This is a genomic window from Simplicispira piscis (genome assembly GCF_054783455.1).
The window spans coordinates 72,082-91,129 of record NZ_BAAGQN010000016.1; the positions used below are offsets into that span (position 1 = coordinate 72,082).

A 19,048-nucleotide genomic window follows, 5' to 3' on the forward strand; every position below is an offset into this window, starting at 1 on the left:
CCACCCAGATCGAGGTGCTGCGCGGCCCCTCGGCCCTGGTGCATGGCGACGGCGCCGTGGGTGGTGTGGTCAACGTGCTCGACGGCAAGGTGCCCACCGCCGTCCCCGCCAAGGGCTACGAAGGCAGCCTGGAACTGCGCGCCAACAGCGGCGCCAGCGAGAAGGCGGGCGTGTTCTCGCTCACCGGCGGCACCGGCAACCTGGCCGTGCACGTGGAAGGCGTGGCGCGCGACGCCGCCGACTACCGCGTGGGCCCCAACTGGCTGCACGACGGCCACGTGGACCGCAAGGTGCCCGGCAGCTTCAACCGCACCGACACCGGCAGCGTGGGCATCTCGTGGGTGGGCAGCAGCGGCTACCTGGGTGCCGCCTACACCCGCCAGTCCGCCAAATACGGCCTGCCCGGCCACAACCACGGCTTTGAAGGCTGCCACACCCACGGCAACCACCTGCACTGCGGCAGCCACGGCGAAGACGACGGCCACGACCACGGCCATGAAGACGAGCACGGCGACGTGCCCGTGGTGGACTTGCGCAGCGAGCGCCTGGACATCCGGGGCGAGCTGCGCAACCCCTTTGCAGGCTTCACCGCCCTGCGCCTGCGCGCCGGCATCACCGACTACCAGCATGACGAGGTGGAAGACGGCACCCCCGTCACCACCTTCCAAAACAAGGCCCACAGCGCCCGCGTGGAACTGCAGCACGCACCCCTGGCGGGCTGGCGCGGCATGCTGGGCGTGCAGGCATCGCAACGCCGCTTTGCCGCCGAAGGCGAAGAGGCCTACATCCAGCCCACCACCACGCGCCGCGCCGGCCTGTTCGCGCTGGAGGAATACCGCTGGGGCGACTGGCGCTTCGAGGCCGCCCTGCGCCACGACCGCCAGACGGCCCAGGCTGAAACCAGCGGCATCGAGCGCAGCCACAACGGCACCTCGGCATCGCTGGGCGCGGTGTGGAAGTTCCGCCCCGGTTACCAGCTGGGCGCCAGCCTCACCCGCGCCAGCCGCGCCCCCACGCCCGAAGAGCTGTACGCGCGCGGCCTGCACATGGCCACCGCCACCTACGAGCGCGGCGACGCCAGCCTGCGCGCTGAAACGTCGAACAACATCGACCTGAGCCTGCGCAAGACCAGCGGCGACACCACCTTCGGCGTGAGTGTGTTCCGCAACCGCATCAACGGCTACATCCACGGCGCCACGCTGGACGAACTGGACGGCCTGCAACTGCTGCAATACGCCCAGCAAAACGCCACCTTCACCGGCATCGAAGCCCAGGTGCGCCAGCGCCTGAACCGCCGTGTAGGCGTTACCCTGTTTGGCGACGCCGTGCGCGCCCGCCTGGCAGACGGCAGCCTGCTCCCCCGCATCCCCCCGGCCCACGCCGGCCTGCGGCTGGACGCCACCTGGAACGCCTGGCAAGGCCAGGTGGAATGGATGCAGGTGGCCCGCCAGAGCCGCGTGGCCGCCTTCGAGCAGCCCACGCCCGGCTACGGCATGCTGAACCTGGGCGTGAGCTACAGCGGCCAAACCAACGGCACGCCCTGGCAGGTGTACCTGAAGGGCAACAACCTGACGGACCGGCTGGCCTACGCGCACACCTCGTTCATCAAGACCGCCGCGCCTTTGATGGGGCGCAATGTGACGGTGGGGGTGAGGGTGGCATTCTGACGGGTGATGCCGTCGTGATGTGAGCGAGCCAGCGGCGGGGGAGGGCGCTGCTGGCTGGTGCTGCCGTTGATGATTATTTGTGGATGGTTCGGCAATCCGATTGGATCGCTATCGACCCATCGCTGTCATCGGCCAGCTCGGACACACTGCCAACTCGTAGACATTCCGGACTGAGGACTTGGGCTGCAGTCCATGTCTGCCATAAAGTCAAGCGCTTGCACGCTGGACAGCCTCCTCCAGCCATCGAAGAGACCGTCTATATAAAGCCAAATCAGCCCCATCAACGTCTTTAGCGTGTGTATCTGGCCGATCGTTAACCATTAAAGCATGCTCTTTGAATTGTCTTAAATCAAAAAAAATCGGCGCAAATAAATCCCACTCCACCTCTACGAGACGCGTCAACTCTGACCACAAGAGTTTTTCTACTATGTCATCCGGTGGAAGGTGTTTCAGTTTTTCGATTCGATTCTTCTCAATGCATTTTTGTATGCGTACGGAAGGCGTTGGTTTGCTCCTATCCTGAAGACAAGAAAACTTAATAAAATTAAGTGTAAGTGCGCGAAGTTTTCTTTCAAGTTTATTGCGATTGGCATTGATGCTTGCTAGCTCATCCGCCCATTCATTGAGAGTAAATTGAAGAGCTGCTGGTATCCGGTGCTCGTTGCCTTCGATAGTGCTAAGTGGAATTTGCTTTTGTATGTAGAGTCTGAGGCCTTCTTGAATCATCGAGCTTCCGAAGTAAATTCGACCAACTCGTTCGGCAAGGACGCCGTACCGCAGAAGAGTAGCGATCTGAGGCTCTGTTTTTGTATGTATATTCCCATCAAATACACTTTTTGCTGGCAAATAAACATCTGGATGGACTTTAAAAAGATGATTTAGCGCTACTTCAGCAATTGCAGCACCCTCAACATCAACAAACTCTTTGACAAGTCTTTCTACGGTTTCTTTTGGCACTATACATGGTCGCTCTCTGACATCTACATTTCTATGAATATATGAACAAGCCTTCCGCGTCCAATAGGGCATATTACCACTTGCTGCACCAATCAACTCGGCCGTGGACTCTTCAAACGATAGGCCAGCAACCTTTGAAATTGATCGAATCATAGCTGCGCTGGCGCTAGCGGCAAGAGGAGATAAGTATTCTTCTGGAATAAAAGAGAGTGCTGCGTTTTCCACTCCATCAATTGACTCCTCCTTAAACCACTTGCTGGACACGCCACACACGAAAATAGATAATTTTTTATCAGTGCGGGCGCACTCTTGAGTCACTACCCTTAAATTTCGCCAGAAAGGATTGAAGTTTTTTGACCATACATCTTTTGCCGTAGGACTTCCAGGTGTGATGTAGTCAACTTCATCAAAGAAAATTATAACGGTGCAACCTGCAGAATTAATGGCGCTGAGCAAATTACTCCTGGCTTCGGATAGTTCTGTTTTGCGATTTCGCGCACGCATAACCTCAGCATATTTTGGAATTTTTGAATTTGCTGCATTGATTGACTCGGCCATTGAGTTTAATAATTCGGGCGCACCTTGTTCCCAAACATCATCCTTTGAGCAATCAATCATTACGCAAATGCAATCATGATTAGTCAATGCTTCATGCAAAATTCGGTTGAGAATTGAAGTTTTTCCAATTTTACGAATTCCCAGGGATGATCGAATTTGCCCATTTCGCAGTTGCCGAGCGATATCGAGCGCTTCAGTTCGCCTTCCGAAAAATCTTGTGTCGTCCGAAACTGGGCCAGTAACATCAAACGGATCGTTCGAGAAAAAATCCTGCAGGAGATCTCTCTCAAAATTTTCTACCCCCGCCAACGAGTCGCGTGCAGATATTGGCAGTATAGCTACGCCCTGTTCACGCCCCCAGTTCTTTAACTTAGAATTTCCGTCCGGATCCGCGTGAACAACGATTGCCAGTGTCCCTTCGAGTCGGCCCTTGGACTCGGTCACCTGCTCCACTAGAGCATGAATCGTTCTTTGTTGTTGCTCGGGAAAATTTGTAATCAGGGCAATGATTTCCCGATCTGTAGCAAATATTTTTGCCAAACGCTTATTGGGCTTCAAAAAAATTGCTCCATATACGCCTTTTTCATATTCAAAAGTAGAAAAGGGCTTTGTAATACTAAACAAATCATTTGAATTAATCTCGAACTGATATGCTAGCTCACTAATTGCTTGATGAATTGATTTGCTTCGAATCATTGACTCCCCCATATTCTAAAATTGACACCTAAGTTTACCTTGCTGGAGTGGTCGGCCACGAGAAAACCATGGGACGAATCAACAATGAAGACACTTGGGAGCAAAGTAGATTTTTTCTGAAAAAGGCTTTGGTCTGCGGATTGCGAAAGGCAACGCTGCATGACCATACTCTTGTGTAACGGACCAGGCTGAGGTGAAGATGAAAAACGCAATACTACCTATAGCAGACATCGCTGGACGACAGCAATTGGCCGATACCCGACTGCGATCAAGCGCACACCGCCTTCGTCAAGACTGCCGCACCTTTGATGGGACGCAATGTGACGACAGGGGTGAGGGTGGCGTTCTGACGGGTGATTCCGTCGTGATGTGAACGAACCAGAGGCGGGGGAGGTGGTTGCTGGTTGGCATCCTTTCGCCACCCCAAACCACCGAAACCAAGGAGGCTTAGGCGCCATAAACCCATGCCATACTTGATCCAACGCGGTTGATTTTTCTATCCGTTGGATGTAACTGCCCCCCCTTTTGCGACAGCCCTGCATGCCCACCCCTCCCGCGCCGTCCGCAAAGCTGCTGCAACTGTTACCCGAAGCGGTGGTGCAAACAGATGCGCTGTGGGAGATCACCTATCTGAACCCGGCGTGGCACAAGCTCACCGGCCATTCGGTGGAGGCGGCGCTCGGCAGGTCTCTGCTGGAGTTCGTGCATCCCGACGACATCGGCACCATGCGCTCGGGCATGCCGGTGTTCCGCTTGCGCTTTGCCGACGCGGACTACCGCTGGGTGCGTCTGCAGCTCCACCCGGAGACGGATGCGGCGGAGCGGGTGATCAGCCGCCAGGGTGTGCTGATCGAGATCACCGAGGTCACCGAGCAGGTGCTGGTGGAGGTTCGCCAGCGCTTTCTGCGCCTGCTGGAAACCATTGATGGCGTGGTGTGGGAGGCTGAAATCGGCGTGGGCAATACCTTCCTGAGCCCGCAGGTGGAACGCTTGTTCGGTTACTCCGTGGAGGAATGGCGGGCTGACCCGGGCTTCTGGCGGGCGCATGTGCATCCCGATGACCTGGCGCAGGCCCTGCTGATCGACGATGCCGCATACAACGCCACGCACAGCTATGCCTACGAGATGAGTTACCGGCTGATTGCCAAGTCCGGCAAGGTGGTGTGGGTGCGTGACCTGTGCCGCGCAGTGGTCGAGCCGGGGCGGCCGAACCGCATGATCGGCCTGATGATCGACGTGACCCAGCAGAAGAACACCGAACTGGAGTTGGTGCGCTCCGAAAACCGCTATTCGCTGGCGACCCGCGGGTCCAACGACGGTATCTGGTATTGGAACTTGCGCACGGACGCCCTGCATGTGTCCGGGCGCTTTCACCAGATCGTCGGGCTGGCTGGCGGCGATCATGTGCACGACGGTGGCTGGCGCTTTCTGGAGAAGCTCATCGATCCCGAGGATCGCGCTCGCGTGCAGGCGGCCTACCGCAGGCACCTGGCGGGGAACAGCCCGAACTTTTCGGTGGATTTCCGCGCCTTCCACGGGGCTGGGCGGCTGGTGTGGGTCAATTGGCGCGGGCTTGCAGAATTTGAAGACGGCGTTGCGGTGCGCATGGCGGGGTCGCTCAGCGATCTGGCCGAACGTGGCAGTTCCTACGATGCGCTCACCAGCTTGCCCGGCCGGCCGTTGTTCCGCGATCGCCTCGCGCATCTCATGGCGCTGCACCAGAACGAGGCGGCGAGTGTTGATGGCGTGCCGGCACGCGCTGGCGCCACGATGTTCGCCGTGCTGCTGCTGGATCTCAATGAGTTCAAGACCGTCAATGACAGCTACGGGCACCATGTGGGCGACCTGCTGTTGCAGCAGGTGGCGCGGCGGCTCGAATCCTGCGTGCGGGCGGTGGATCTGGTCGCCCGCATGAGTGGCGACGAGTTCAATGTGCTGTTGGAGTCCATTGACCCCGCTGAAGCCACCCAGCGCGCCCAACAGATTGGCGCCGCCCTCGCAGCGCCTTATGTGATCGGCGAACACACCGTGCGCAGTGGCGCGAGTATTGGATTGGTCAGCAGCGCATCCAGGTTGGCGACGGTGGATGACTACCTGCGCGCCGCAGACGCCGCCATGTACCAGGCCAAAAGCCAGTCCTTGGGCGTGTGCGTGTTTCAATAAAAGGTGTCATTCCATTTCTAAATCATCCGTGTCGTTGTTGCTTCGCCTTGCCGTGCTACAGCACTGTCTGCGGCTTCGCGCCTAGACACGAATGATTTGGAAACAGAATCAGGAGGTGCCTGCGGGGCTGTCGCATGGCTCGCTTCGCTCGACCCATTGTGGTTCGGGCAGAAAAATGAACCTGTCCCCATTGTGGTCCTTACGCGGAACGAATGCGGCTTTGCCCAGATAGCGCCAAGCAGCCGGCAACCTGCCCTCAAAAATCAAACCGCATCCGCCCATTTGACAGCGTGACCCGGTCGCGTGTCGTGTGGCAGTGCCATTGCTCGTACCGGCCCTCCGGGGTCAGCAGGGTCAGGCTCCGGGGGTCGAATACGGCGGCACATGCATGCTCCGGGGCGCGGACCGAGGCGTAGCGGATCCACGCCACGTTGCCTGCCGCACGCACCAGCGCGCCCAGCTTCTGGGTTTCGGTGTAGTCGCTGGGGTGCTTCCAGTGCGCTGCGGCCTGGGACCAGGGGGGTGTTTGCAGGTCGATGGCGCGGCCTTGCACGGCGGCTTCGTACAGGGAGTGGTCGGTGGACAGGTGTTGCGTGATGAGGCCTGCGCTGTCCAGCAGGAAGCGCTGACGCCAGTAGGCGATTTCGGCGCAGGCGCAGTAGGAGTCGTCCGCGCCGTACCAAATACCGGGCATGTGCGTGCTGCGAAAGCGCGAGCCCGTGGGCGGCAGGTAGCGGAAAGGCGCGGCCAGCAGGTAGTGGATGCCTTGGGCCTCTGGGGGCAGGGGTGGCTTGCTGGCGTCCAGCATGTGTTCCAGCACATCCTGCTCGGCGGCGGAGTCCACCAGGCGCATGGTGGCGGCGATGTGCTGTGTTTCGACCATGCGAAACGCATGCATGGCCAGGGGCTGCGTGTGCTCGTGCACCCAGCCGAGGTGCCACGCCGTGGGGGCCGTCACGCGGCGGCCCGCATGCCGTCCAGGTAGGCCAGGGCGTTGACCAGGCCTGTGGGGGTTTCGATGAGTGCGGCGGGTGTGCCGTTCAGCGCCTTGTTGTGGCTGCGCAGCCAGTCGTGGCGCTTTTGTGCGTCGGAGCCGACCAGCGGGTCCAGCGAGCGGAACAGGCGCACCACCAGCAGGGCTAGTTGGCCTTCCTTGGATTGCGGGTCGATGCCGCGGCCGCCTGCAATGCGGCTGATGGTGGGTTCGCTCAGGCCAATGACGCGCGCCAGGGCGGCATTGGAAAGACGCATCTCATGAGCGGCACGGATGGTTGCCTTGCCCAACACGATCGCTTTGTCCGGGGCCAGGGTCATATGGGGTTGCATGGCGAACTCCTGTGTTTCACAGGAAAGAATATAGCATCAATGCCAAATAATTTCATGGCATTTTGCGATAGGTCGGGTTGATGGGGGTGCGCAGCGCCGCAGTGGCTTTGCGCTCCGTCAGGGTGTTGAATAGGCCGTGGCGTCCCTGCCGGGGCAATGGCTAATGTCTCCGCGAAGAGCATTAATTTTGGCCTCCAGAGCTTTACCATAAAGCGCTTATAGCTATAGTAATAATAGCAATTGAAGCCCGGCCATTGCATTGACATGGGCCGAAAAAAACCGGCTCTGAGGAGCCGGTTTTTCACAGGGGGTTACGGGGCTCAGTAACGGCAGCCGCCGTAATCACCCGCGCCGGTGTGCGACTGGACGTCCATTGGCAAGCCTGGGAAGGCTAGGTCGAATGGGTGCAAGTGGCCCGCCAGAACCGCGTGGCGGCGTTTGAAACCGCCTCGCCCGGCTACGGCATGCTGAACAACCTGGGCGTAAGCTACAGCGGCCAAACCAACGGCACGCCCTGGCAGGTGTACCTGAAGGGCAACAACCTGACGGACCGGCTGGCCTACGCGCACACCTCGTTCATCAAGAACGCCGCGCCGTTGATGGGGCGCAATGTGACGGTGGGGGGTGAGGGTGGCGTTTTGATGCTGCGGCCGCCCGATGGGGCTGAAGTGGCGTGACCGGGCAGGTGGGCCATGTTCCGCTGGCATCGTACAACGGCCCATCCCAACGCATTGCCCAACAGGCCAGCACGGCACAAAAACAGGACGTGCTCGGCGCCATAATGGCTGAAATGAAGGGGGAGGAGGAATCCATCCGCTATAGAAAACCCACACAACCGCAGCCCGTGGTGGCGGTTCAATTCAACATGATTTATCTGCCGCGATCGACATCGTTTGCATTGCTGAGGCGTCGTGGGGCGGCAGGTAAACGCTGAGTAATCATTATGGAACAATATTCAACTGCTACTGGCATCGTTCTCTCAGTCGCCAGTTTGGTGCTTGCGATCATCTTTTGGTGGGATGCACGCAAACAATCTCAAGATGCTGGGCGAGCACTGAGTGAGATCAAAACTCAAATCATCGGTTGGCAGAGTGAACTGAATAAAGCAGCAATCGACATGCTGTCTGCGCGGCCCGAAATGATTGCGCAAAAAACTGCTCTCGAATCGTCCCAAGCGGAAACCGAATTCGCAAAACGTACGGCCGACTTGGTCGAACATTTAGGTAAGGCGGATAGCAAAGGAAATCTGGATGCAATCGCCATTCTCCTAAATCACCAGAAAGACGTTGTCTTGGGCAAGCAAGCAATTGGATTTGACGCCGCGACCCGCGGTCGTGGACTGTAATGGTTAACAAGCAGCTGCATCCGACCGTCTACGGCGTTCTGCTGAAGTTAAACGTTAAATTTCACATGAAGTATTTCGCGCGCTATTTTTTCTTTTCCCTGGCCTTGGCCGCACCATGGAGCCATGCGGCTGCACCAGACCCTTCGCTTGTGGGGTGTTGGCGTGCGGAAAAGATCGTTCTGTACGCGCAGGACGGCTCAAAGGCCGAGGACACGTCCGGGCGGTGCATTCTCCAGTTTAAGAAAGAGCACATCGAATCGACATGCATGACGTCCACGGGAATGGCGAGAACCTCTTACCAGTATCGAATTGACCGGCCGAATTTCTATGTGACAACCATGACTGGCAGTACCTTTAAAACCGACCTGATCGGTGCAACACGCGAGTATGAATACCGTATTGAGGGCGATCGACTCATTACGGTCACCCCACCGCAATCCACGTTGCCCGAGCCTCGCGCAGCCGCCATGCGGGTGGAATCAGAAGCGACAAGGAAGTCATGCGAGTGATTGGTGCAACGCTTTTGCACATTGAACGGTTCCTCTTGCGGGACCAGTCTAGGGCCTTCCTCTCCGAGTGAGTGCGCCGTGCCGGGCGCGCATAAAAAAAACCGGCTCTGAGGAGCCGGTTTTTCACAGGGGTTTACGGGGTTCAGTAACGGCCGCCGCCGTAGCCACCCGTGCCGTAGCCCACGTCCGAGCGTTTTCCGGCACCGTAGCCAGCCGCGCTGTAGGCCCCGGCGCTGTGACTTGCTTCGCGGGGGCGAGCCAGGTTCACGACGATCGAGCGGCCATCGACGGACATGCCGTTCAAGGCGCTGATGGCGGCCTGGGCGACTTCGGCGGAGGCCATTTCGACAAAGCCGAAGCCTTTGGAGCGGCCGGTTTCGCGGTCCATCATGACCTTGGCCGAGGCAACGCCGCCAAACTCGGCAAAGTTGCTTTCCAGGCTGGAATCGGTCACGGAATAGGGCAGGTTGCCCACGTAGATTTTGCTGCTCATGGAGGAGCCTTTCTGAAATATGGCGCGCAACGAATGGCGCACCGTTGGGGTACGGGCGTGCGGATCGGGAGTCCGCAGCAACGGGGCGGGGTGGATCGGATCTGGCGTGGCCAGATCATCCATCAGCACGCAGGCGGGTGCTGCATGCTCGTTTGCAGCCAGCCCTGGGTGACTGCAAAGAGACGGGCGGCTTCGCGCGAGGCAAAGGCTTTGTCAAAACGGAACACGCGGCAGTAGCTGCCGTTGCCCTGGGAACGATGGATCGAGAAGGAGGCGCGAAAGCGCCCGCAGTCGGTCGGGTGTGTCGTGGGCGAAACGACGTACTTGCCCATGGAAATGGCGGTCTTTGAAATCGGGTGCATTCAGGGTCGCAGGCGTGGAAAACCGGCCTGCGTGAGCATCAAGGGACTCGGTGGGCTGCAGCTCTATAGACCCACTGGGCGACATAGGTCGCAAAAGGCAACCTGCAGGGGGAGGCTTGCACCTCTTGGCAGGCGTTGCGGCGACTGCACGCGTCAAGAGCGGTGACTGCAACACGGTAGATTATAGCCTATTTAATATTTTGATATATTTTAATATTCTTCCTGGTTTTAAAAATACGTGCTGGGTGCTCCCCGCACGATCGCCGCAGCGGCAAACCTTGCGCTGGGCGCCTACACCACCTATAGGGCGCTACCGGCCGCTCAACTTTTTGTGCAGTGTTTCACTCTCAGTGGTGCTCCCTCTGGGCCAGCAGCCAAGGGGCTATCTGCATTGTTGCAATGGCTTGACGTCACCCGATATGTCTGCGCCCCTGCGCCTAGTGTCCTGAGTTGGAAGTTCGTTGAGGAAACAAAGATGTCGAAATCGTCGTCAGGCAAGGCGCAAACCGCAGCGATAGCCGTAGCTATCGCGAGGATTTGCAACGCCGCATGGCGGCGATTCTCGGCATCTTTATGAAGCGAACTTCCAATTCAGGACACTAGGAGGCTGTCGAGAGTGAAACACTACACTGAGCCCCCCATGACAATTCCTTCCCCCGGCATGCGCCCTGGCAGCTTCCCGCGCTCCTTGGTGTGCCTTCTTTTTGCCACCCTGGCGGCCTGTGGCAGCACCCCACCAAGCGCGCCATCGGCTGTTCCCGAGCCCACGGCTACCACTGCCCCCACGCCCCCCATCAAGATCGGCATAGCCCTGGGCGGCGGCGCGGCCAAAGGGTTTGCGCATATAGGCGTGATCAAGATGTTGGAAGCCAATGGGTTCACGCCAGCGGTGGTAGCGGGTACCAGTGCGGGCAGCGTGGTAGGAGCGCTGTATGCCAGCGGCATGAATGCCTTTGAACTGCAGGAAAAGGCCGTGGCGCTGGACGAGAGCAAGATCCGCGACCTGCAACTGTCGTCCGACGGCCTGGTGCAAGGCCAGAAGCTGGAGGACTATGTGAACGAACAGGTGCGCCGCAAGCCGCTGGAGCAACTGGCCCGGCCCTTTGTGGCGGTGGCTACGCGGCTTGAAGATGGCGAGCGCACGGTGTTTGCGCGGGGCAACACAGGCCAGGCGGTGCGGGCGTCCAGCAGCGTTCCGGGGGTGTTTCAGCCCGTGGTCATTGGCAAATACCATTTTGTGGATGGCGGCATCGTCAGCCCGGTGCCGGTGGATGCAGCGCGCCAGCTGGGCGCCGATGTGGTGATTGCGGTGGATATTTCCAACAAGGCCCGGGGCAAGTCGCCGGGCGACATGCTGGGCACGCTCAGCCAGTCGATCGCCATCATGGGCCAAAAGCTGGGCCAGGCCGAACTGGCGCGGGCCGACGTCATCGTCCGCCCCAAGGTGCTCGATATGGGTTCGGCAGATTTCAGCCAGCGCGCCACGGCCATCGTCGAGGGCGAAAAAGCCGCCCTGGCCGCGATGCCGCAAATTCGCGAGCGCGTGGCCCAGTTGCAGGCCGAACGCGCCAAGACCCTCCATCTGGCACAGCAAAAGGCCGCCGAGGCCCAGTACAAGGCTTGCATGGAGAACCGCTCGCGCCTGCAGAAAATGGCGGGGATGGCCGGGCTGGGTGAACCCTGCATGAAGCCCTGAGGAGCGCCAGCCGCGTTCGCCCCATTAACCCGGCGACGCCACTTCAAATGGCTTCGCTGCTACCATTCGCCCCCATGCCTTCCCAAACACCGTCCATTCACACCGGTCCGCAGCGCGGCTGCGTGGCTGTGGACGGGCACGCCGTGGTGCGTGAGATCTGGCCCTACAAGCCGGTCGCACATTCCTCCGCCCGGCGATAACCTTCCTTCTCTTTCATCTGCGCAGAACCTCCATCGCCGGGCACCAGCCCCGCGCGATGGCGGCCGGCTGCTTTGCCCTGATTCGGGCGCGCTGGGCCGCTCTTTTTCAGGAGATGTGCCATGCCACCAGACTATGCCGATGGGCCTTGGCCCCGCATTACCGCACCTGCCTGCCCACGGATGAACGCGCGAGGCCGGGGGTGATGGCGATGGAATTCACCAAAAAGTTTCTGCGAGCCAAAAGCCCATGCGCCGATGGTTTTCGCTGGTTCAGCCGCCATGTGGAAGACGGCACCGGTTACCAGGATGCGCTGGACACGCTGGTCAATGCCGGGCGTGTGGACGATGCCTGCTGGCTGCTCACGCAGTTTGGCCCGACCAATGCAGTGCTGACGGTGGATGTGCTGGAGGCCGAGGCGATCGTGTTTGCCGGCACGATCGAGGTGCGCGGCGGCATTGATGTGGACACTGTCATCCAGGCGGGGCGTTCTATTCGCGCGGGGGGCGGGCTGCGTGCGGGCGGCCATGTGGTGGCGGGCGAGGATATTCGCGTGGCAGGCAGCATCGTCAGCGGCGGCGCGCTGCAGGCCGGAGGCGACGTGCGCGCCGATTGGGGCGTGCAGGTGGAGGGCGATATCCACTGCGGCGGTGACCTGCGGGCCGCGTGGGATGTGGTTTGCAACGGCAAGCTCACGCTCCGAGGCGGGGCCTTTGTGGGGCAGGATTTGATTGCGCAGGGCCCGCTGGCCTGCGACAAAGGCCTGCGCGTAGGCGGCCACCTGACGGCAGGAGACAGCGTGCGGGCAGGGCAGGGCATGCTGGTGGGCGGGGCCCTGACGGGCGCATCGCACCTGGAAGCGGGTTGGGGCATCAAGGCGGGTGAGTGCATCCACGCGCAGGGCGCCATCAAGGCCGGCGAGAGCTTGTGCGCGGGCGAGGATATTTGCGCGGGCCAGGGCTACGGCGTGTTTGCCGGGCTGAACGTGCAGGAAGAAGCCTGGAGCGCCAGCGCCCAGGTGTGGGCGCTCAAAAGCCCCGAAGGCCTGCGCAGCGGGGTGTGGAGCGGTCCGCGCGAGATTTGAACCCTGCGGGCCTGCCAGTGGGGGGCGGGCGGTGGTAACGTTCGCCTCCTGAAAGCCCAGTTTCACAACATTGGCCTGTTTTGCCGCGGGGTACGCACATACCCTTGCAGCAGCGGCCCGCACCGTATGGACACAAGATACCTCCCCATCCTTCGCAACGCCGGCGCCGTATTGCTGGCGGCAGGGCTGATCGACCTGGCAGCCCTGGCGTACAGCCTGGCCCAGGGCCTGGCCTACGCCTCGGGTTTCAATCTCTTTGCGGTCGTGGCCGGCATCTTCATGCTGCGCGGCAGCCTGCAGGCCGCGTTGGTGGCGCGCTGGTTTGCGGTGTGGTTGCTGGCAACCCTGCTTGCCACGGTGTTTGTCCTGCCCTTCATGCAGCCCTTCAGCCTGACTTTTGCCCAACTGCGCCTGGGCATGGGGCCTGAACCGGTCGCGGTCGGGCTGGCGGTGCTGGTGGTGGGCCTGCTGGGCTGGCTGGCATGGCAACTGGGCCGCGAGCCCGTACGCGCCGCCCGTGCTGCCCGTAACCTCAAACCCTGGAGCATGACGCCCCCGGCGTTGGTGGGTGTGGTGCTGGTGGTGGGCCTGGGTGTGGTGGTGGCCGTGCTGCGCAGCGGCGAGGCTGCGGCCCACGCCCGGCTGCTGGCGCAGCAGCAGGTGACGCCCGACTACCGACTGCATGTTCGTTCGGTCAGCAAAACCAGCAGTGGCCAAGGCACCCGCATCACCGCCACCGTGACCGCCTGGACCAACAGCGACATCAAAACGGTACCGGTGCAATGGCAGGCGCCTTGAAGGTGCGTTGAACGGGTACATCTGCAATGGCACATGCACCCCAAGAAACAAAGTACCAGGGCTCCTTGCAGGTGTTCTGGATATTCCTGCGTCTGGGGCTGACTTCGTTTGGTGGCCCGGTGGCGCATCTGGGCTACTTCCGTACCGAGTTTGTGCTGCGCCGCCAATGGTTGACCGAGCGCAGCTATGCCGACCTGGTGGCCCTGTGCCAGTTTCTGCCCGGCCCGGCCAGCAGCCAGGTGGGCATGGCGCTGGGCCTGCTGCGCGCAGGGCTGCCCGGTGCGTTGGCGGCGTGGCTGGGGTTCACGCTGCCCTCGGCGCTGCTGCTGGCCCTGCTGGGCCTGGGGCTGGCCAGCGGCACCACGGTGCTGAATGCGGGCGCGCTGCATGGCCTGAAAGTGGTGGCCGTGGCTGTGGTGGCGCAGGCGGTGTGGGGCATGGCGCGCACCCTGTGCGTGGGGCGGGCGCGGGTCACGCTGATGGTGCTGGCGGCCTGTGCCATGCTGCTGTGGCCCGGTGTGTGGGCGCAGGTGGGCGTGATGCTGCTGGCCGGTGCCGTGGGCTGGTGGCTGTGGGGCAGAAAAGCCACCCTGGCGTCTGCGGTGCAGGGCGCGCACGAGGCGCTGCCCGTCCGGCTGGGCCAGCGCATGGGGGCTGCGCTGCTGATCGTGTTTGCCGCGCTGCTGGTGCTGCTGCCGCTGGCCGCGCAGTGGTGGCCCGGCAGGGGCCTGGCCCTGTTCGATGCGTTTTACCGCGTCGGTGCGCTGGTGTTCGGTGGCGGCCATGTGATGCTGCCTTTGCTGCAGGCCGTGGTGGTACCGCCGGGCTGGGTGACCGCCGATACCTTTCTGGCGGGCTACGGCGCTGCGCAGGCGGTGCCGGGGCCGCTGTTCACGTTTGCGGCTTTTCTGGGCGCAGCCATGGCGCCATGGCCGGGGGGCGGGCTGGGAGCGCTGGTGTGTCTGGTGGCCATCTTCGTACCCTCGTTCCTGCTGGTGGCGGGGGCGCTGCCGTTTTGGGAGCCGCTGCGCCGCAGTGCCCACGCGCAGGCGGCGCTGGCGGGGGTGAATGCGGCCGTGGTGGGGCTGCTGCTGGCGGCGCTGTACAACCCTGTGTGGACCAGCGCCATCCTGGGCGCGGCGGATTTCGGGCTGGCACTGCTGGCCTTTGTGGCCCTGGTGTTCTGGCGCGTGCCGCCCTGGGCCGTGGTGCTGGCCTGCGCCACGGCCGGAGCGCTGGTTTAGGTTTTAAGAGAAAATGGCCTCCAGCGCTTTAAATATAAGCGCTGAAAGCTATCAAAAACATAGTATTTTTGGCGCGGATGCGCCGCATATCCTGGCCTATTTCTTTGCCGTCTGTCGGCCTGCGTATCTTGAACTCTCCAGTCTTCGCCTCCCTGGTTCCGGTCGTTCTGTTCATTGCACTGGGTTTTGTGGCCGCGCGCGCCGCGTGGATTCGGGCTGCAGCGGTGAAAGACCTGTCCAACCTGGTTTTCATGGTGCTGACGCCCGCGCTTTTGTTCCGCACCATGAGCACGGTGCACATTGAAACGCTCGATTTCGGGCCGGTGGGCATTTATTTCGCTGCCGCCGCCCTGGTGTTTGGTGCAGCGCTCGCCGTGCAAGGCTTTACCCCGCTGGCCGCAGCGCGGGGGTTGGCCTATACCTTTGGCAACACGATCATGATCGGCGTGCCGCTCATCGGCCTGGCCTTTGGCGAGGCGGGCCTGGTCACGCTGTTCACCCTGATCTCGGTGCATGCCCTGGTGCTGCTGACCGGCGCCACCGTGGTGTTTGAGCTGGCCGCTGCACGCGAGCGCGCCCACACGCCGGGCCAGCCCCCGCCGCACATGCTGCGCACGGTGCTGCAGGCGGTCAAGAACGGCATCCTGCACCCGGTGCCGCTGCCCATCATCACCGGGCTGCTGTTTGCACAAACCGGGCTGGTCGTGCCCGACGTGGTCGACAAACCCCTGCAACTGCTGGGCCAGGCGCTGGGGCCTCTGGCGCTGTTGCTGGTGGGCGTCACGCTGGCGTTCTCCAAAATCGGTTCGGGCCTGTGGCCTGCGCTGCGCGTGGCACTGGTCAAAACGCTGGTGTTCCCGCTGGTGCTGGCCGCGCTGGGCCTGCTGCTGGGCTTTGGGGGCCCGGCGCTGGCGGTGCTGGTCGTCACGGCTTCGCTGCCCATCGGCGCCAACGTTTTCTTGTTTGCCCTGCGCTACGACGTGGCCGAGGCCGAGGTGACCGCGAGTATCGCGGTATCAACCGCCATGGCTCTGGTCACGCTGCCCGTGGTGATGTATCTGGTGGCGCGGTTTGTGGCGGTGTGATGGGCCGCGCCGTCAATCCACAAACAGATCGGGCAGAAAACGGGTGTTGCCCGGCGTGACGGCGTAGCGGTCGAAGTCGGTCACGCCATGCGCTTGCAGCACCGCATCATCGATGTAGAAGTTGCCCGTGGCGCCGGAGGTATTGGTCAGGATGTGCCAGGCGGCGTCGGCCATGATCTCGGGCTTGCGGCACAGCGCAATGTCCACGCCGGGAATCATCTGCATGGCCGCCGTGGCAATGGCGGTGCGCGGCCACAGGCTGTTGACGGCAATGCCAAAGCGTTTGAACTCGCCCGCGTGGCCCAGCGTGCACATGCTCATGCCGTACTTGGCCATGGTGTAGGCCGTGTGGGGCTGGAACCAGTGCGTCTGCATGGTGAGCGGGGGCGACATGGTCAGCACTTGTGGATTGCGTCCGGCAGCGGCCGATTTTTTCAGCTCCGGCAGGCAGGCCATGGTGCACAGGTAGGTGCCGCGGGCGTTGACGCCGTGCATCAGGTCGAAGCGCTTCATGGGCGTGGCTTCGGTGCCGGTCAGGCTGATGGCACTGGCGTTGTTCACCAGGATGTCGATGCCGCCAAAGGCCTCGACCGCCTTGGCCACGGCGGCCAGCACGGCAGCCTCATCGCGGATATCCACGGCCAGCGGCAGGGCGCGCCCGCCTGCGGCCTCGATTTCAGCGGCTGCGCTGTAGATGGTGCCGGGCAGTTTGGGGTTGGTCTCGGTGGTTTTGGCCACGATGACGATGTGGGCGCCGTCGGCCGCAGCGCGCTTTGCAATCTCCAGGCCAATGCCGCGCGAGGCACCGGTGATGAAGAGAGTTTTGCCTTGGAGGCTGTTTGCGGCAGCTTGTGCGGCATTTTTTTCGGATTGCATTGCGTTGTCTCCTTGTCGTAGTGGGTACCAAAGAATGCGCCGAAGTGTAGGGACGCAAAAATGCCCCTTTGACCTGGTTCACAAGTCCGATAGCCTGTTTACGGTGCCAGGCGCTCGCGTATCCATTGGGTTCCATCGCGTCGGTAGCGCAGCCGGTCGTGCAAGCGGCTTTTGCGCCCCTGCCAGAACTCCCATTGCTCGGGTTGGAGGCGGTAGCCACCCCAGTGGGGTGGGCGAGGAGGCATGAGCATGAATTGCGCGCCGTATTTGGCGGCATTGGCGACCAGTACGCCCCGGCCCGAGATGACCTGGCTTTGCGGGCTGGCCCAGGCGCCGATGCGCGAGTCGAGCGGGCGGCTGGCAAAGTATTCGTCGCTCTCTGCGTCGCTGACTTTTTCGACGGTGCCTTCGATGCGCACCACGCGCTCGAGCTCCACCCAGTGAAATTGCAGCGCCGCAAAGGGGTTGCCTGCCAGCTGGCGGCCCTTGCGGCTTTCGTAGTTGGTGTACCAGACGATGCCACGCTCGTCATACCCTTTGATGAGCACCACGCGGGTGCTGGGCCGCAGGTCACAGCCCACGGTGGCCACCGTCATGGCGTTGGGTTCGGGTACCTGGGAGCGGATGGCTTCCTGGAGCCACTGGTCGAACTGCTGCAGCGGGGCCGCGTGCGAGGCGTCTTCGTTGAGTTCGGCGCGTTCGTAGCTTTTGCGCAGGTCGGCGATGGAGGTGTTGGGGCTGCTCATTGCGCCATTGTGCCCGGGCCGTCGGGGCCGGGCGGCGGGCTGGAGAACTGCAGCAGGCGCGCCAGTGCCTGGTCGTGGATGCCCACCTCGCGCAGCCCGTGCAGGGTGTCGCGCGCATAGTCATGTGTGCTGCCATAGCGGCCGCTGGCTTGCTCGAAGATGCGGCGGTATTCATCGGGCTGCAGCTCGCCGGTGTAGCTGGGGCTGCTGCGCGAGAGCGTAAACGCCAGCGCCTGCACCGGCCCCTGGGGGGTGTGGCAGGTCAGCCAGCGCGGGTCGTACACGGCCACGGGCATTTCGCGCTGCCACAGGTTCACCATGACCTGGTGGGCATGCTTTTGTGGAACACGGAACACCATGCCCCGGCAGCTGCCGCCCGAGAGCATGCCAAACACCAGACCCGGGCATTGCGGGGTGCCCCGGTTGATGTGGCTCCACATCTTGAGCGCGCGATGCCAGCCGTGCACGCGGGCGTCGCGCCGCTCGGCGTAGTCGAACTCGGGGCGCCAGATGAGCGAGGCATAGCCAAAAACCCACAGATCGCTCTGGCCGCCCCATTCTTGCAAGGCTCTTTCGAGCAAGGGCGCCGGGTCGCGCGTGGGGGCAGAAAATTCGGGCATGCGGACTCTACAATAGCGGGTTATCCCTTGGGCTCTGTTTGCGACGTTTGGGAGATCGTCAACAGGCTTTTGTTCCACCCCATTTTTCCGGAGTTTCAATAATGTCCTTCAGCAGTTCCGACGACGATAGCCAAGAACGCTTTGCCCTGGGTTTCCTGTTTGCGCTGATTGCGCTGGTGGTGTCCACCGTGGTCGGCGTGGTAGTTTACAAGCGTGGCATCGCCCATGCACCCGCACCTGTGGCCGTAACGGCACCTGCTCCCGCAGCGGTGGTGGTGACGGAAGACGTGGCCAGCGTGCGTGTCGAGGACGGTGTGGTGAAGTTCTACTTTGCCTCGGGCAAGGCCGATCTGGCCGCAGGCGCCAACGAGGCCCTGGCCGATGTGGTCAAGGGCGTGGCCGATGGCCGCATGGCGATCGTCTCGGGTTTCCATGACGCTACGGGCGACGCTGCCCTGAACGCCGAACTGGCCAAGAACCGCGCCCTGGCTGTGCGCGAAGCCCTCAAGGCCCTGGGTGTGGCTGAAGAGCGTGTCGAGCTGAAGAAACCCGAAGAAACCCAGGCCAGCGGCAGCAACGCCGAAGCCCGCCGCGTCGAAGTGGTGTTGTCGGGTTCGTGATTTTG

General features: G+C 61.7%; 20 protein-coding genes and 1 pseudogene. 13 read left to right on the forward strand and 8 right to left on the reverse strand.

Annotated features, from left to right (window positions below; genetic code table 11):
* A partial coding sequence (locus ACYVOC_RS12275) for a TonB-dependent receptor domain-containing protein (RefSeq protein WP_461161998.1) occupies positions 1-1,667 on the forward strand: 1,667 nt, incomplete at its 5' end.
* Between the two features lie 207 nt (positions 1,668-1,874).
* Here ACYVOC_RS12275 and ACYVOC_RS12280 read toward each other — a convergent pair.
* On the reverse strand, positions 1,875-3,878 hold the full coding sequence (locus ACYVOC_RS12280) for an ATP-binding protein (RefSeq protein WP_461161999.1): 2,004 nt from the start codon (positions 3,876-3,878) through the stop codon (positions 1,875-1,877).
* Between the two features lie 540 nt (positions 3,879-4,418).
* Between ACYVOC_RS12280 and ACYVOC_RS12285 the strand changes: the two genes are divergently transcribed.
* Entirely contained in the window at positions 4,419-6,041 is a 1,623-nt protein-coding gene (locus tag ACYVOC_RS12285; RefSeq protein ID WP_461162000.1) for a PAS domain-containing protein, read from the forward strand.
* A 256-nt stretch (positions 6,042-6,297) separates the two neighbouring features.
* On the opposite strand, the gene ACYVOC_RS12290 is transcribed toward ACYVOC_RS12285, so the two are convergent.
* Positions 6,298-6,999: an RES family NAD+ phosphorylase gene (locus ACYVOC_RS12290; protein ID WP_461162001.1), complete on the reverse strand. Its 702-nt coding sequence runs from the start codon at positions 6,997-6,999 to the stop codon at positions 6,298-6,300.
* The gene (locus tag ACYVOC_RS12295; RefSeq protein ID WP_233521118.1) at positions 6,996-7,367 is read right to left on the reverse strand and encodes an MbcA/ParS/Xre antitoxin family protein; all 372 of its coding nucleotides are present in this window, start codon (positions 7,365-7,367) and stop codon (positions 6,996-6,998) included. The genes ACYVOC_RS12290 and ACYVOC_RS12295 overlap by 4 nt, the downstream gene beginning before the upstream one ends.
* Before the next feature lie 344 nt (positions 7,368-7,711).
* Here ACYVOC_RS12295 and ACYVOC_RS12300 point away from each other — a divergent pair.
* The 4 genes and pseudogenes from ACYVOC_RS12300 to ACYVOC_RS12315 all read left to right on the forward strand — a co-directional run.
* Positions 7,712-8,009 (forward strand): annotated as a pseudogene (locus ACYVOC_RS12300) (TonB-dependent receptor); the annotation flags it as partial.
* Between the two features lie 31 nt (positions 8,010-8,040).
* Positions 8,041-8,301, forward strand: coding sequence for a hypothetical protein (locus ACYVOC_RS12305; protein WP_461162002.1), 261 nt, complete (start codon positions 8,041-8,043; stop codon positions 8,299-8,301).
* A 9-nt stretch (positions 8,302-8,310) separates the two neighbouring features.
* Positions 8,311-8,712 carry a hypothetical protein gene (locus tag ACYVOC_RS12310; RefSeq protein ID WP_461162003.1) on the forward strand — a complete coding sequence of 134 codons (402 nt, stop codon included), beginning with the start codon at positions 8,311-8,313 and terminating at the stop codon, positions 8,710-8,712.
* Entirely contained in the window at positions 8,712-9,221 is a 510-nt protein-coding gene (locus tag ACYVOC_RS12315; protein WP_461162004.1) for a hypothetical protein, read from the forward strand. Before ACYVOC_RS12310 ends, ACYVOC_RS12315 begins: the two co-directional genes overlap by 1 nt.
* 142 nt (positions 9,222-9,363) lie before the next feature.
* On the opposite strand, the gene ACYVOC_RS12320 is transcribed toward ACYVOC_RS12315, so the two are convergent.
* Together ACYVOC_RS12320 and ACYVOC_RS12325 are read right to left on the reverse strand one after the other, a co-directional pair.
* On the reverse strand, positions 9,364-9,714 hold the full coding sequence (locus ACYVOC_RS12320; RefSeq protein ID WP_461162005.1) for an RNA recognition motif domain-containing protein: 351 nt from the start codon (positions 9,712-9,714) through the stop codon (positions 9,364-9,366).
* 122 nt (positions 9,715-9,836) lie between these two features.
* A complete protein-coding gene (locus ACYVOC_RS12325; RefSeq protein WP_370453666.1) occupies positions 9,837-10,076 on the reverse strand; it encodes a hypothetical protein in 240 nt (79 codons plus the stop codon).
* Positions 10,077-10,737: 661 nt separating this feature from the next.
* Between ACYVOC_RS12325 and ACYVOC_RS12330 the strand changes: the two genes are divergently transcribed.
* The 6 genes from ACYVOC_RS12330 (at position 10,738) to ACYVOC_RS12355 (ending at position 16,181) form a co-directional block, all read left to right on the forward strand.
* On the forward strand, positions 10,738-11,772 hold the full coding sequence (locus ACYVOC_RS12330; RefSeq protein WP_461162050.1) for a patatin-like phospholipase family protein: 1,035 nt from the start codon (positions 10,738-10,740) through the stop codon (positions 11,770-11,772).
* A 74-nt stretch (positions 11,773-11,846) separates the two neighbouring features.
* Positions 11,847-11,972, forward strand: coding sequence for a hypothetical protein (locus ACYVOC_RS12335; protein WP_255415504.1), 126 nt, complete (start codon positions 11,847-11,849; stop codon positions 11,970-11,972).
* A gap of 209 nt (positions 11,973-12,181) precedes the next feature.
* Positions 12,182-13,054 carry a hypothetical protein gene (locus ACYVOC_RS12340; protein ID WP_461162006.1) on the forward strand — a complete coding sequence of 291 codons (873 nt, stop codon included), beginning with the start codon at positions 12,182-12,184 and terminating at the stop codon, positions 13,052-13,054.
* A gap of 126 nt (positions 13,055-13,180) precedes the next feature.
* Positions 13,181-13,852 carry a hypothetical protein gene (locus ACYVOC_RS12345; RefSeq protein WP_461162007.1) on the forward strand — a complete coding sequence of 224 codons (672 nt, stop codon included), beginning with the start codon at positions 13,181-13,183 and terminating at the stop codon, positions 13,850-13,852.
* Positions 13,853-13,878: 26 nt separating this feature from the next.
* Positions 13,879-15,096, forward strand: coding sequence for a chromate efflux transporter (gene chrA / locus ACYVOC_RS12350; RefSeq protein WP_461162008.1), 1,218 nt, complete (start codon positions 13,879-13,881; stop codon positions 15,094-15,096).
* Positions 15,097-15,224: 128 nt separating this feature from the next.
* Complete coding sequence (locus ACYVOC_RS12355; protein WP_461162009.1) at positions 15,225-16,181, forward strand: AEC family transporter; 957 nt, start codon at positions 15,225-15,227, stop codon at positions 16,179-16,181.
* A gap of 12 nt (positions 16,182-16,193) precedes the next feature.
* On the opposite strand, the gene ACYVOC_RS12360 is transcribed toward ACYVOC_RS12355, so the two are convergent.
* The 3 genes from ACYVOC_RS12360 to ACYVOC_RS12370 all read right to left on the reverse strand — a co-directional run bounded on the left by ACYVOC_RS12360 (position 16,194) and on the right by ACYVOC_RS12370 (position 18,423).
* The gene (locus ACYVOC_RS12360) at positions 16,194-17,057 is read right to left on the reverse strand and encodes an SDR family oxidoreductase (protein WP_461162010.1); all 864 of its coding nucleotides are present in this window, start codon (positions 17,055-17,057) and stop codon (positions 16,194-16,196) included.
* Positions 17,058-17,155: 98 nt separating this feature from the next.
* The gene (gene pdxH / locus ACYVOC_RS12365; protein ID WP_116003947.1) at positions 17,156-17,803 is read right to left on the reverse strand and encodes a pyridoxamine 5'-phosphate oxidase; all 648 of its coding nucleotides are present in this window, start codon (positions 17,801-17,803) and stop codon (positions 17,156-17,158) included.
* Positions 17,800-18,423 (reverse strand): gamma-glutamylcyclotransferase, encoded by a 624-nt coding sequence (locus ACYVOC_RS12370; RefSeq protein WP_461162011.1) that lies wholly within the window; start codon positions 18,421-18,423, stop codon positions 17,800-17,802. Before ACYVOC_RS12370 ends, pdxH begins: the two co-directional genes overlap by 4 nt.
* Before the next feature lie 101 nt (positions 18,424-18,524).
* On the opposite strand from ACYVOC_RS12370, the gene ACYVOC_RS12375 reads away from it, so the two are divergent.
* On the forward strand, positions 18,525-19,043 hold the full coding sequence (locus tag ACYVOC_RS12375; RefSeq protein WP_116003945.1) for an OmpA family protein: 519 nt from the start codon (positions 18,525-18,527) through the stop codon (positions 19,041-19,043).
* Positions 19,044-19,048: the final 5 nt, after the last annotated feature.